General features: G+C 45.1%; 11 protein-coding genes. 6 read left to right on the top strand and 5 right to left on the bottom strand.

Going from position 1 to position 13,265, the window contains the following annotated elements:
* Positions 1–354: 354 nt before the first annotated feature.
* The 3 genes from V6C93_RS11300 to V6C93_RS11310 all read left to right on the top strand — a co-directional run bounded on the left by V6C93_RS11300 (position 355) and on the right by V6C93_RS11310 (position 3,819).
* Positions 355–1,725 carry an AAA family ATPase gene (locus V6C93_RS11300; RefSeq protein ID WP_333476760.1) on the top strand — a complete coding sequence of 457 codons (1,371 nt, stop codon included), beginning with the start codon at positions 355–357 and terminating at the stop codon, positions 1,723–1,725.
* On the top strand, positions 1,722–2,588 hold the full coding sequence (locus V6C93_RS11305) for a DUF4435 domain-containing protein (RefSeq protein ID WP_333476761.1): 867 nt from the start codon (positions 1,722–1,724) through the stop codon (positions 2,586–2,588). Before V6C93_RS11300 ends, V6C93_RS11305 begins: the two co-directional genes overlap by 4 nt.
* A 211-nt stretch (positions 2,589–2,799) precedes the next feature.
* Positions 2,800–3,819: an NADP-dependent oxidoreductase gene (locus V6C93_RS11310; protein WP_333476762.1), complete on the top strand. Its 1,020-nt coding sequence runs from the start codon at positions 2,800–2,802 to the stop codon at positions 3,817–3,819.
* A gap of 1,023 nt (positions 3,820–4,842) precedes the next feature.
* Here V6C93_RS11310 and V6C93_RS11315 read toward each other — a convergent pair.
* Positions 4,843–5,250, bottom strand: coding sequence for a DUF1257 domain-containing protein (locus V6C93_RS11315; RefSeq protein WP_333476763.1), 408 nt, complete (start codon positions 5,248–5,250; stop codon positions 4,843–4,845).
* Between the two features lie 29 nt (positions 5,251–5,279).
* The gene (locus tag V6C93_RS11320) at positions 5,280–6,881 is read right to left on the bottom strand and encodes an AAA family ATPase (protein WP_349262687.1); all 1,602 of its coding nucleotides are present in this window, start codon (positions 6,879–6,881) and stop codon (positions 5,280–5,282) included.
* A gap of 459 nt (positions 6,882–7,340) precedes the next feature.
* On the opposite strand from V6C93_RS11320, the gene V6C93_RS38200 reads away from it, so the two are divergent.
* Positions 7,341–7,556 (top strand): hypothetical protein, encoded by a 216-nt coding sequence (locus V6C93_RS38200; protein WP_349262686.1) that lies wholly within the window; start codon positions 7,341–7,343, stop codon positions 7,554–7,556.
* Positions 7,557–7,657: 101 nt separating this feature from the next.
* Here the strand turns inward: V6C93_RS38200 and V6C93_RS11330 are convergent, their stop codons facing one another.
* The 3 genes from V6C93_RS11330 to V6C93_RS11340 all read right to left on the bottom strand — a co-directional run bounded on the left by V6C93_RS11330 (position 7,658) and on the right by V6C93_RS11340 (position 9,661).
* Positions 7,658–8,503: a tetratricopeptide repeat protein gene (locus V6C93_RS11330; protein ID WP_333476766.1), complete on the bottom strand. Its 846-nt coding sequence runs from the start codon at positions 8,501–8,503 to the stop codon at positions 7,658–7,660.
* Between the two features lie 165 nt (positions 8,504–8,668).
* Positions 8,669–9,178, bottom strand: coding sequence for an allophycocyanin subunit beta (gene apcB / locus V6C93_RS11335; RefSeq protein ID WP_333476767.1), 510 nt, complete (start codon positions 9,176–9,178; stop codon positions 8,669–8,671).
* 186 nt (positions 9,179–9,364) lie between these two features.
* Positions 9,365–9,661 carry a hypothetical protein gene (locus V6C93_RS11340; RefSeq protein WP_333476768.1) on the bottom strand — a complete coding sequence of 99 codons (297 nt, stop codon included), beginning with the start codon at positions 9,659–9,661 and terminating at the stop codon, positions 9,365–9,367.
* 634 nt (positions 9,662–10,295) lie between these two features.
* Here V6C93_RS11340 and glnA point away from each other — a divergent pair.
* The gene (glnA, locus tag V6C93_RS11345) at positions 10,296–11,717 is read left to right on the top strand and encodes a type I glutamate--ammonia ligase (RefSeq protein WP_333476769.1); all 1,422 of its coding nucleotides are present in this window, start codon (positions 10,296–10,298) and stop codon (positions 11,715–11,717) included.
* A 401-nt stretch (positions 11,718–12,118) separates the two neighbouring features.
* The gene (locus tag V6C93_RS11350) at positions 12,119–13,021 is read left to right on the top strand and encodes a ferritin-like domain-containing protein (RefSeq protein WP_333476770.1); all 903 of its coding nucleotides are present in this window, start codon (positions 12,119–12,121) and stop codon (positions 13,019–13,021) included.
* Positions 13,022–13,265 lie beyond the last annotated feature (244 nt).

Genomic DNA, 13,265 nt, shown 5'->3' on the forward strand with positions numbered 1-13,265 from the left:
TTTACTGCCTGTTTTTGCGATCGTTACCATAAACAGTATTAGACGAAGTTCATTGTGCCTCTATCCTTGTGTAGAAGTAGAAGGATTTTGCATTTATAGTGGAACTGCGATATAACTGCATGATGGTGAGGTCAAGCGGCAGCCAGTAAACTTTACAACTCCCCCAGCAGCTTCAGCAGTCCACTACAACAGGGTTTTTATGCTGCTCGCTAGTAGCTCAGAACTTGTTTCGGCTTAAATCAGAGAGACACAGAGGACATAAAAGAATGCGACTGTGTGTTCGCTGGGTTTTCCAGAGGAAGAGAGAGGCTACAATCTATGTCATGAAGCCAATGGCTATGGGACTCGATGACTATGCGAATTAAGCAAATTGCCGTCAGTGGCTTATTTGGAATTTTTGACCATGTGATTCCCTTGAATATGGATGAACGGATCACCATCATTCATGGCCCAAATGGTTTTGGAAAAACAGCTATATTAAGAATTTTAAATAGTTTTTTCAACTCTCGATATTCAGAGTTGAGTGCTATCTCGTTTAAAAAAATTAAAGTTGAATTTGATGATAGTACTAGTGTTGAAATAATAAAAAATATTCACAATCCAAAAGAATCAGAAAAAAACAATATTGTTTTAAATTTTTATAAGCCTGGTTCAGAGCCAGCTCCTTTTTCTCTAAAGCGAACAAATAGTCGCTCTGATATGGGTTTTCCATCTAGTATATTGACTGATATGATACCAGGATTAGAACGAATAAATTCTCGAAAGTGGTTGTATATTCCCACCGAAGAAACTCTTTCATTAGAAGAAGTTGTAGAGCGTTTTGAAAACTTATTACCTTCAGGATTATTGGTCTCAAATTTTAAATCAAAAGAAGAGCCTGAGTGGTTGGAAAACTTGAAGAGCAATATTCATATTCGTCTCATTGAATCACAACGTTTGCTTAATTTTGTTCCTAATCGTTCTGCCAGATTTTCTGGTGGAACACCTTCAATGTTGTCAACTGTGTCTGCCTATTCTGATGAGCTTGCTACGTTGATGCAAGATAAATTCAAGGAGTACGGTACAACATCTCAATCTCTTGACAGAACTTTTCCAGTAAGGGTGGTGAAGCAACAGCCATCAGCAGATTTAACAGATGAACAACTTCGTCATCAACTAAATGAACTTGAAGCGACTCGCTCTCGTCTTATAGAGGTAGGTCTTTTGGATAAGGATGAAGATTCAGAATTTCAAATCCAGCCTCAAGATATAGATGAAAGTACTAAAAATGCTTTGTCGGTATACGTTGAAGATGTGGAAAAGAAGCTGAATGTTTTTGCTGATATCGCAAGCAAGATCGATTTATTAAGGAAGATTATTAATAATAAATTTGCTTATTCTTATAAAGAGATAAACTTTAGTAAAGAGAAGGGATTTATTTTCACAACACATTATAATTCTCCCTTGTCTAATACAAAAAACCTTTCGCCTAAGGATTTATCATCCGGCGAACAACATGAGTTAGTTCTTCTCTATGAATTACTATTTAAAGTTCAACCTAACTCCCTAGTTTTAATTGATGAGCCTGAACTATCTCTTCATGTAGGATGGCAGATTCAGTTTTTAAAAGACTTACAAGAAATCACAAAGCTTGCAGACTTAGATGTTCTAATGGCTACTCATTCACCAGATATTATTCAAGATCGCTGGGATTTGACGGTTGAACTGAAAGGACCCGAGAAGTGAGAGATTTGCTTTCAGTTGACCGTGTTGCCAACCAAATCCGATTACGGCGAAGCACTTATTCAGAGACTTTTGTATTGGTGGAAGGCGGTTCTGACAAAACTTTCTACGAGCGTTTTGTTGACAAATTAGTCTGTGAATTAGTCAGCGTTTCGGGAAAACCCTCTAGTAAGCTGCGTGTTATTGCCGTTCTAGAAATTTTGGAGAAATCAAGTTTCCAAGGAATTCTGGCAATTGTTGATGCTGACTTCGAGCGACTTGAAACTTTGCTATATAGCAGTCCTAATCTACTCCGCACGGATACCCATGACCTTGAAACAATGCTGATTAAGTCACCAGCACTCAACAAAGTAGTAGCTGAGTTAGGTTCTGAAGAGAAAATTGCCCAGTTTAATCGAGATGTAAGATTAGCATTACTTGAAACCGGAATATCAGTCGGTTATCTGCTTTGGATCTCTCAGTGTGACGGATTGAATCTTACATTCGAGGGTATTACATTTAGCAAGTTCATTAATGAGCAGACTATACAAATTGATGAAATCAAACTGATTCGGGAGCTTAAGAATAAATCCCAAGCCTTCTCTTTGAAAGACGAAGATCTGCAACAACGGCTAATGGCAGAGAAAAGCAAGAGCCATGATCCCTGGCAAGTCTGCTGTGGTCATCATTTGGTGGAAATTCTGTCGCTCAGCTTACGCAAGGCTATTGGCTCTAACAAAGCTGCTGATGTTGAACCGAACAGTCTCGAGCGTAATTTGCGGCTTGCCTACGAAGAAGTCTTCTTCCGCGATACAAAACTCTACTTGGACATTCGCATATGGGAAAGTAACAATCAGCCATTTAAGGTTTTGCGAAATGACATATAAGATAAGGATTAGGCTGAAATTTTGTCAGATCTTGATGCCGTAACCTGGCTTTCTAGAGCAATGAGGACATCATGATAGAGAATTATGTCCAATGAAAGATGTTGAGCCAGCGCTCATCGACTCCAATCGTTAGTAGGCTTGTTGGGATGATTGTCCAGCCTGGTACAGCACGAATCAATGCTCAACGCCTTGGAAGAAATAGGAATCATCAATGCCTAATTCAACTAACCAACAAATCTTACTCAAAAGCCGCCCAGTTGGGGAACCAACAGAGAGTGATTTCGCCTTAGTCGAAACCCCAATCCCAGAACCAGGGGAAGGCGAAGTTCTCAACCGCACAATCTACCTGTCCCTCGATCCCTATATGCGCGGTCGGATGAGCGATCGCGAATCCTATGCTTCTCCGGTAGAATTGGGTTCCGTGATGGTCGGTGGCACAGTCAGCCAAGTGGTGAAATCGAACCATCCCCAATTCTCAGCCGGAGATTTTGTACTGGGTTATGACGGCTGGCAAGCCTATGGCGTATCGAAAGGCGAAAGGTTGCGTAAGCTTGACCCCAATCAAGTGCCCATCTCTTATGCGTTGGGTATAACAGGTATGCCCGGAATGACGGCATATTTTGCGCTGCTGGATATTGGACAACCCCAAGCAGGCGAAACGGTTGTTGTTTCTGCTGCCTCTGGTGCAGTCGGTTCTGTAACCGGACAAATTGCCAAACTCAAAGGCTGTCGGGCAGTAGGCGTGGCTGGTAGTGATGAAAAATGCGATTACGTTGTGAAAGAATTAGGGTTTGATGCCTGCATTAACCGCAAAACTCAAGACCTAAGTTCAGTATTGAAAACTGCTTGTCCTAACGGAATCGACGTTTACTTCGACAATACAGCAGGTGCAATTTTAGAAGCGGTGTTGCAGCAGATTAATCTTGGGGCAAGAATCCCACTGGTTGGTTTAATTTCGCAGTACAACGCTCAAAATCCTCCTGCTGGCCCTAATTTGATGCCACTGTTGGTTAAACGTGCTTTAATCAAAGGTTTTCTTGTTGGTGATTACCAACAGCGTCAGGCAGAATTTGTAAACGATGTTTCTCAGTGGTTGCAGGAAGGTAAGCTCAAGTATAAAGAAGACGTTGTAGAGGGGTTGGAAAATGCACCTCACGCCTTCATCGGTTTATTGCAGGGGAAAAACTTTGGCAAGCTGATTGTTAAAGTCAGTGACGATCCGACACGATGAGCGTGCATTATGGATGAGTTACAAGCAATCCCGATCTGTTTATAACCCCGGATTCTGAGATGAATGATTAGAGTTGCGACATCTCTGGAGCCTTGAAGTCCTCAGGCGTGTCAGGATAAGAATAAATACTTAAAAACAACAACAGCACCCAATCCCGACTTCCTGAGTTACTTCCTCCCTTGAGTAATTTTAGATAGAGTTGCTTTAAACTACATCGTTTAGAAGCATTACTCCCTATTCTCTATTTGAGGATGTATCAGTTGTCTTGTTGTGTGCTGCTGCTGTTATAGAATCTGATAAGACAGATATTAGATGAAGTAGGTATTTCCTATCCTCCTTTACGAAGTTGTACTCAAGTAAATCTGGAATATCTGTCAAATAAGCTTTAACTGATTTCCTCCCTTGAGTAATCTTAGACAGAGTTGCTTTAAACTACATCGTTTAGAAGCATTACTCCCTATTTTCTATTTGAGGATGTATCAGTTGTCTTGTTGTGGCTGCTATTGTTACAGAATCTGATGAGACAGATATGAGATGAAGTAAGTATTTCCTGTCCTCCTTTACGAAGTTGTACTCAAGTAATCTGGGATATCTGTCAGAGAAGCTTTAGTTGCTTCTGATTTAAATTTACTACTTTCTCTTAAAAAGACAAGACAGTAATACTGTATTTGACCTTTGTTTTAAGAGCGCAAAAAAAGTCAACTTAAGTTAACCTTGATAAGAGTGAATGCTCGAACAAATGTAACCTCATCCATAAAACCTGTTCTTGCGGGGTACACAGAAGCCTGTCTTACTAGACCTCCTGCATGAATAGAATTATTGCTCCCCTAGTCCCCCAATTTTGCAGGGAACCGGAGTTAAAGTCCCCCAGAATTGGGGGATTTAGGGGGCGTTTCATGATTTATGCAGGAGGTCTACTGCCTTGACTTTGGGACAGGCGAGACGCCTGCCCCACAAGATAAAAGTATCGGCATAATTGGGATGTACCCGATCGCATTCTCTTCAAAAGCTACGGGGAATCGACTACACCCACCTTGCAACCACGACCCGAATCGTGCCATCTTCCAAGGTTTCTTCCTCCTCAATACTGAAACCTTGAGTGGGTGCCGTTGCCATTAAAGCGTGATAGCCATAGCGCTGAGTCAAGCCGTTAAGCCATTCCTGGGAATACTTATAACGGTCATACTCAGAGATAATCGCTTCAAAGTGTCCATCTTGCTGTCGCTTGAAACCAATATCATTACTAGCGTGACCAATATACTCACGACGGATAATGACTTCAGCCGTCTGGGGTCGTATGTCCCCCTGATACCCATAAAGGTGCTGAGCCGTTTCATGCACTTCAACATTCTTGAATCCCACATCCGCTAAGGCTTGAACCAGTGCCTGTTGATGCTTAATCTGTGTCTTAATGCAAGTGAAGTGTGACATAAGAAATAAAGAATAGAAAATTGGCAAATTTAATCGACTTCCAAAGGGCCAATACCTCGTTGCTGAGTGTAGCGTTTCAACTCATCAACTAGCTGTGTATCATTCGATGCCGTTCTGGCTCCAGCTTCTGCCGCCCAGTGCTTTAAGTCTTCAATTTGGTCACGAGCGATCGCAGCTAGGGGTACGGTTTCCTCAATTGACCGCAAAATATCTTCCGTCGTAAAGTCCCTGCGCTGTCCATTGATTACAGTCCCAAACGCTCGGTGCATTGCATCGATGATAACCTGTTCAATCTCAGCCCCGCTAAAATTCTCACTTTGCTTTGCCAAAATCTCCAAGTCAAACTCCCGCAAACGAGAAGGACGCAACGGCTGTAAATGTACCTTAAATATCTCCTGCCGTTCCCTGGAGTTGGGCAAATTCAAAAAGAAAATTTCATCAAATCGCCCCTTACGCAATAATTCAGCCGGCAAAATCCGCACGTTATTCGCCGTGGCGACAATAAATACAGGCGTTGTTTTTTCTTGCATCCAGGTAATCAAGCTGCCAAATACCCGCCGAGAGGTACCCGAATCCCCATCAGCACCAGCGGTGATATTACCAAACGCCTTATCAATTTCATCAATCCACAGCACGCAAGGGGCTATAGCTTCCGTTAATTGAATCATTTGCCGGACTCGACTCTCACTCTCTCCGACAATCCCGCCAAATAACCGTCCCGTATCCAAGCGCAACAACGGCAAGCGCCACTCATGAGCGATCGTTTTTGCAGACAGAGACTTCCCCGTCCCTTGAATTCCCACCAGTAACACCCCCTTGGGATTGGGAATGCCATAGCGCCGTGCCTCTTCGGTAAAGGCATCCTGCCGCATCCTTACCCACTGCTTGAGGTTGTCTAAACCTCCCACATTCTTGAGGGATTCGGAGGCGGTGAAAAATTCAAGAATCCCGGTTTGGCGAATCGCTTGCTTCTTCTCCTCCAATACGCCATCAATATCGGTTTCATTTACCTGTTGTTTCGCTGCCAACGCTTTGGCTAACACCCGTCCAATCCGAGCACGACTTAATCCCTGACAAGCTTTAATCAGCTGTTCCCGTGCTAATCCACTCACCTTTAGCTTCTCTGGCACCACGAGTTGCGTAATCAGGTAATCAATTTCAGTGGTGTTAGGTAAGGGGAAATCGATAACCGTGACTTCCTCACTCAACTCCGGTGGGCCTTCTAAGGTATGGCTGGTGAGGATGATGGTTTGACGAGAACGTTTGAGTTCCCTGGCTAGGTTTTTGAATTCCCGGATGACTGGCGCATTGCGATCGCTCTGGGGATTCTTCAAAATAAAGTGCAAATCCCTTAGCACAAAAATTGTCGTTTCCTGTGCCGATGTCTTAGCAATCCGTCCCAGTGCCGCCATCACGGAGCCTTTATCTGCACCATTATCATCCCAACCCCGCACAATATCCCACATCAATACCTTACGCGGCGGTTGAGATTCAAGGGCTGCCAACAGTAGAACCTCCTCAACGGGTTCCTCTTCGACCGCAACGATATAGAGTAAAGGGTAGCGTGCCCTCATCATCAAATCCAGTTGCTCGACTAAGCTTTGATGGGGGCTCTTTGGAGTGTTAGACATGCTGTTGAAGCCGTTAACGCGATCGGATATCGTGGACATCTGTGTCCCCTCGATCTTAAGCAAATAATGTGAAGTACCCACAGACTTCGCATACGCTACGTCTGGGGCTTCCTGTCTCATCTGTCGTCGCCACGTTAGGAACTCTCGTGAGTTCGGGACTAAACCCGATGATGGTCTTACACAACATCTCTGGTCTTGCGACCTTTATCACCTCAAGGGTGAACCCAGGCAGACACCCGTCTTCCACAGGTGCATAACTTTACGTACAACATGGCTTGGTTTCTCTTTTACCGCAGGGCGTAACCTACTTTCCCAGTGGTCATGTTCTTTCCCTAGCTGCGATGTTTCTGCGGCAAGTGTCTTACCACTACTTCGGAATCAGCCTGTCTGTTCCATGCGCCTAGGCGGGTCAGCGACCATCTTTATGGTAGCATAGCGTTTAGACGTTGTGTAGACATCATGAAAGCTAAAGGGTTACATATTCGGATATCTGAACGTCGGCTAAATAAACTAAAGCTATATGCCGAGAGCAAGGAGAAAACTATGACCCAACTGATCGAAGACTGGATAGATCGGCTGCCCTCGCTTTCATCCCTCCTCACTAAAGCTCCGGACTCCGCTACGCTGCGTGAGGGGACTTCCCGCGAGGAGAGTTCAATTGCCAACAGACCCTAGTTTTTTTGAGCTGTTCTGAGCTTGAAGCTGTAGCAGATGGTTGGGAAAACGGTCTAATTTCTCCCCATCTCCCCATTCCCCCTACCAATCGCTGCCAGCCATCAAACTACCTCAGGTTCAGAGCGCTTTCCTATCCGCTGCTGCAACAGATCGCGATTCTCCCTGGCTTTAGCATTATTTGGGTTAATTTGCAAGGCTTCATTAAAAGATGCGATCGCTTCTTGATAGCGTTTTAAGTTCGCCAAGGCAATTCCCCGATTGAACCAAGCTTTCTCATTCTTGCGATTGATGCTGATCGCCCGATCATAAGAAGCGATCGCGTCTTTATAGCGTTCTAACTTAGTCAGTTCATTGCCCCGGTTGTACCAAGCACTCTCGTCGTTGGGGTTGATGCGAACCGTCTGGTCATAGGCAGCCACGGCCTCGTCGTAGCGTTTCAACCGTCCCAGAGTCACTCCCCGATTGTACCAAGCACTCGCATCCTTGGAGTCGAGTTTAATCGCTTGGTCATAAGCTTTCAGCGCCTCCTCTGGCTTGCTTGCATCATCCAGGGAATTTCCTAGCTCTACCCAAGCCGCCACAAATTTGGGATTCAGTTCAACGGCTTTTTGAAGGGCAGCGATCGCCTCTGGGTACTGCTGTAACCCATACAGCGACGCACCGCGACCTTCCCAAGCTTGAGCACTGTTGGAGTTGAGACGAAGTGCCTGTTCAAAGGCTTTCAGCGCTTCTGCATACTTCTCCTGCTGTAGCAGAGAAGTTCCCTGGTTGAACCACTGCTCAAACTCATCGGCTTGGCTTTGTGCAAGCTGGGGTTGAGACATTGCCAAGAGTTGCGAATGTCGCACTTGGGGGGTATATCCTTTAGCTGCCAGAGCTGAAACTGGGGTCGAGATACTCGCTAAAAGCGTAACCACCGTCATGAGACCAATTTGCTTGAGTTGCATGGAAAAAGTCCTCGCTTAACCGCCTTCAACTTCATCTATCTCTGAGGGGGGAGAACTTATGCAGAAAATTGGCAACTGAAAATTCCTAAAATTAAGCGATCGCCCCTTGAACAGATAAAGAGCGATCGCTGGTTTCGTTTTATAAACGGTTTTGTGCTGTAAGACCTAAATATCCTGTTCGCTTAGCTCACGAGTCAGATGGTCAAACGGCTGATCGATAAATCCAGTATTTTGTACCCCAGCATCCGCTGCCATTTGCTTAACACTGTCTTTCATGATCTGAATGCCACGAACGGTAGGGCCAATTGGCACTCCCAAAGAGTTGTAGGTTTCCCGCAACCCTTGCAGGACTCGCTCATCCAGCACATTCATATCACCCGCCACTAACGCATAACTGGCATAGCGCAAGTAATAATCCATGTCCCGTAGACAAGCCGCATAGCGACGAGTCGTATAGGCATTTCCACCCGGACGGATGAGTTCCGGCAATTCATCAAACAGCTGTGACCCTGCCTGTTTGACAATAGATGCCGCATTGCCAGTGATCACCGCTGCTGCCGCAATTCGTGCAGTGCCAGTTTCAAAGTAAGACTTTAGTGAATCGATCGCATTACGATCCAGGTAACGACCTGTGCCGTCATACCTCCTAATTAGGCTTGTGACTGCATCCCGCATTAAATGGTTCTCCCAACAACTATCTGCTTATATTTATAGATTTATAGGGCTTATGGATTTTTTAAACCACACAAGTCCTGCATTTATTAATCATCACACAGGCTTGACCCGCCATTGCGCCAATCGCTAAGCAACTTTCTTTTGAAGCCGGACTCACCCTAGTAGTGGGATACGTCAGGGCGTACCTTATTTACCCGAAGGGATCAAGTCACAGTAACTCCGTCGCCCTGGATGCTTCAGGGCGCGACACGACGAGCCCCTTAACCAAGCACTGCCGATAACGGGTTTGGGCAGCACGCTTAACTCGTGAGGATATCGGGGTTTTGGATCGTTCGCTAACCAGATGGGAGGTACCATCATGGGGTCATATTCAGCAATAACATCCACCACACCAGGACGAGCGTTTAATTCTACCCGCTGTCCAGGTTGGTATCTGAGAGCCTCTTCTTGATCAACATCTTTAGTACTAAACTTAGTGCCCATATGCTCTAAAACTGTAGCTTTTAATACATTATTCTTTTCAGAGTAATGTACTAAACAATATTTAGTTAATTTTGCTACATTTTTTAACTTTTATCGGGACACGCAGAACGAGCATCCGAGATTCTGTAGTGTAGGATACAAAAGCTCCTACACTCTCTCCCTAGGATGAGTCAGGTGCATTGGAGAAAGAGAGTCAAGGGGGAACGATGAACGATGAATGATGAATCCTCTAACCACCCCATGTCTAAAGCCAGGGGATTGAAACAAGGATGCTCCTAAATGCCCAATTAACAGGGTTATCCCCATGTTGATAATTGTGCATTCAGCAATTCTGAATTCTCGCTAAAGAAACCTAAAATAGTCCCAACAATCAGTTATCTGATCTAATGGAGGGCTTAACAGGACATCCAGTTAGGTAAAAGTAACTAACTAATGGATGGATATTTTTCTATTCATTGGGTCATTGGGTAAAAGTAGAGGAATTGTGTCAACAGCCAAGCTGCCAACAACTGTTCCCTGATCAACCCGATGTCGAGTGGCGAAAAACTTGACTAAGTAATCCCCAACAAGCAATATCGTTAAATTATTTGTGCCCTTTTTAAACGAAAATTCAACTGACAAACAGGAGTCTTTCATGCCAGAAACCCCACAAGATGTCTTAAAGCTGATTAAAGACGAAGACATCAAGATTATTGACCTCAAATTCATTGACATGCCAGGGATTTGGCAGCACTGCTCGTTCTACTACAATCAAATCGACGAGAGTTCCTTCACAGACGGTGTTCCCTTCGATGGTTCTAGTATTCGGGGCTGGAAGGCCATCAACGAATCAGACATGTGCATGGTGCCCGATCCAAAAACAGCTTGGATCGACCCATTCATGCAAGAAAAAACCCTGAGCATGATCTGTAGCATTAAAGAGCCGCGTACTGGGGAATGGTACAGCCGCGACCCTCGCACTATCGCTCAGAAAGCGATTGATTTCCTGAAGTCAACGGGGCTGGGAGATACGGTATTCATTGGCCCAGAAGCTGAGTTCTTCGTCTTTGATGATGTTCGATTTGACCAAACCGAGAGCAAAGCCTTTTATTATGTAGACAGCATAGAAGGACGCTGGAATTCCGGTCGGGAAGAAATGGGTGGCAACCTGGGATATAAGCCTCGCTATAAGGAAGGTTATTTCCCCGTCGCACCAACGGATACGATGCAAGATATGCGTACCGAAATGCTGCTGACGATGGCGGAGTGCGGGGTACCCATTGAAAAGCACCACCATGAAGTGGCTACCGGGGGACAGAACGAGCTGGGTTTCCGCTTTGCTACCTTAGTCGAGGCGGCTGACTATTTGATGACCTATAAGTATGTCATCAAAAACGTTGCCAAGAAGTATGGCAAAACCGTTACCTTCATGCCCAAACCGCTGTTTAACGACAACGGTTCTGGGATGCACACCCACCAGTCTATTTGGAAAGAGGGGCAGCCTTTGTTCTGGGGTGATGGCTACGCCAACCTGAGTAAGATGGCGCTCAACTATATCGGTGGTCTTCTCAAACATGCGCCTGCACTGTTGGCCTTAACGAACCCGACTACCAACTCCTACAAGCGCTTGGTGCCTGGGTTTGAAGCCCCAGTGAACTTGGCTTACTCTCAAGGCAACCGTTCCGCTTCGATTCGTATTCCCTTGTCGGGTACAAATCCCAAGGCGAAGCGTTTAGAATTCCGTTGCCCGGATGCCACTTGCAACCCTTATCTCGCCTTTGCCGCCATGCTCTGCGCTGGGATTGATGGGATTAAGAACGAAATCGACCCTGGTGAGCCGTTAGATGTGGATATCTACGACCTCAGCCCAGAAGAATTGAGCAAGATTCCTTCTACCCCTGGTTCTCTGGATGATGCTCTAGAGAGCTTGGAAAAAGATCATGGGTTCTTGACTAGCACAGGCGTCTTCACGGAAGACTTCATCGAAAATTGGATCAGCTACAAACTCGACAATGAGGTCAACCCAATGCGGCTTCGTCCTCATCCTTATGAGTTTTCTCTCTACTATGATGTGTAGTCTCAGCCTTTAGCTGGTTGACCCAAAGCCTCACTGGATATCCATAGGTTTGAAGTTGAGATAGATAGGTAAAAAAGACAACATTAGCCACCTTTAGGGGTGGTTTTTTTTATGTTCGTAGTTCATAATTATTCATCCTATAATGTAACAAATTGTAAAGCATACTCAGCAATTTATTGCTCTCACGCCGCTCTAAAGCTTCTCTAGTAGGGACTTATCGGTAGCTGAAATGGGTCTTGAGTTCTTTCACTAAAATGAGTAAGTAGAGGACTGCTATGAGAATCGAATAAATGCATAAAATATGATTAAAAACCTTACCTAGGGCTGATTTTAATCTGCTTCATCTCCGAAAAATCGCGTTACAATTAGAGAAATAAGTTTACAAAATAACATATAAACAGATGACAGTTGCTTATCCCCGTAAATTCAACAATTCGATGAGTGCGCGTGACATCATGAAAAATGTTGTGCGCGATCGCGAAATTCACCTCATCACCCTCAACCGCTACCGTTACAACGAACAACACAGCTGTATAGACCTCACCGATGTCATCGAAAAACTGGATGGTAAGCCGGTGGAATTGGTACGCGACCTGTCTCATCATGTCTGCGACGAAGCGCGTCATGCTATGTGGTTAACAGATCTGTTGGTGGAGTTGGGCGCAGCCATCGGCACACCGCCTGGGGTGTCATATATTGGCGAATTTGAGCGACTGCTCGACCAAGAGAAATATCAGCAAGAAAATCAAAAGGAAGAGGCTATCATTGCAGCGTTGGTAGCGATTAATGTCACCGAAAAGCGGGGTTGTGAATATTTCTCGGCTCACATTCAAGCGTTGAAAGAGGCACCGCAAACCGAGGAAAACCTTAAAATCCGGGAAACGATTGAACAAATTTTCCCAGAAGAAGCAGGTCATGTACGCTGGGGGAACCGTTGGCTGGCTCAAATCGCGAAGAAAAGTCCAGAACATCGGCAGAAGGTGGAGCAGGCAAAGCGCAAGTATATTGCGATCGAACAGGCGGCTTTTGAGTCGGGCATGGATATTATGGCAGGTGCCGAACTGCGGCGGATGAACAATCTCCTGGAAATTGCTAATACCATGCCAGTTTGGGAGCGTCCACAGTACTTAATGGAACGCTTACCGCAAACCTTGATAGCTCCAGAGCTACAGATGACTCGCATTACAGCAGCACAGAGAGCTTGGCAGCGTGATCCACAGGCGTTTATGGAGAAGTTTGTGCCGATGTTTTTGAGCGGCTTAAATCGCACGCAGAACCCGAAAAAAAAGGTAGAAGCGTCATAACTTTTACACTTGAGAATCTCTACAGGGGCATAGCATGGCCATGCCCCTGAATAAAATTGGAGGTTAATCAATCTACAAGCCTGAGTAAGAGCCAAAATGTGCGATGCCTAATTTTTTCTAAAATTAAGGCAAACTCCGATCTACCAAGAAGTTCACTCACGGGGGATACTGGGTTTTGAGCAAATCCCAATCGGAGGAAACCACTCAAGCCTATGACGACCCAAGAGCCAAACCCCGAAACCCT

This window comes from Allocoleopsis sp., assembly GCF_036703385.1.
Taxonomy (GTDB): domain Bacteria; phylum Cyanobacteriota; class Cyanobacteriia; order Cyanobacteriales; family Coleofasciculaceae; genus Allocoleopsis.

Bases quoted from the DNA above. Each gene is read 5' to 3' on its own strand.
- V6C93_RS11300 (WP_333476760.1), top strand. From the start codon at position 355: ATGCGAATTAAGCAAATTGCCGTCAGTGGCTTATTTGGAATTTTTGAC.
- V6C93_RS11310 (WP_333476762.1), top strand. From the start codon at position 2,800: ATGCCTAATTCAACTAACCAACAAATCTTACTCAAAAGCCGCCCAGTT.
- V6C93_RS11315 (WP_333476763.1), bottom strand. From the start codon at position 5,250: ATGTCACACTTCACTTGCATTAAGACACAGATTAAGCATCAACAGGCA.
- V6C93_RS11320 (WP_349262687.1), bottom strand. From the start codon at position 6,881: ATGTCTAACACTCCAAAGAGCCCCCATCAAAGCTTAGTCGAGCAACTG.
- V6C93_RS38200 (WP_349262686.1), top strand. From the start codon at position 7,341: ATGAAAGCTAAAGGGTTACATATTCGGATATCTGAACGTCGGCTAAAT.
- V6C93_RS11330 (WP_333476766.1), bottom strand. From the start codon at position 8,503: ATGCAACTCAAGCAAATTGGTCTCATGACGGTGGTTACGCTTTTAGCG.
- apcB (WP_333476767.1), bottom strand. From the start codon at position 9,178: ATGCGGGATGCAGTCACAAGCCTAATTAGGAGGTATGACGGCACAGGT.
- V6C93_RS11340 (WP_333476768.1), bottom strand. From the start codon at position 9,661: ATGGGCACTAAGTTTAGTACTAAAGATGTTGATCAAGAAGAGGCTCTC.
- glnA (WP_333476769.1), top strand. From the start codon at position 10,296: ATGCCAGAAACCCCACAAGATGTCTTAAAGCTGATTAAAGACGAAGAC.
- V6C93_RS11350 (WP_333476770.1), top strand. From the start codon at position 12,119: ATGACAGTTGCTTATCCCCGTAAATTCAACAATTCGATGAGTGCGCGT.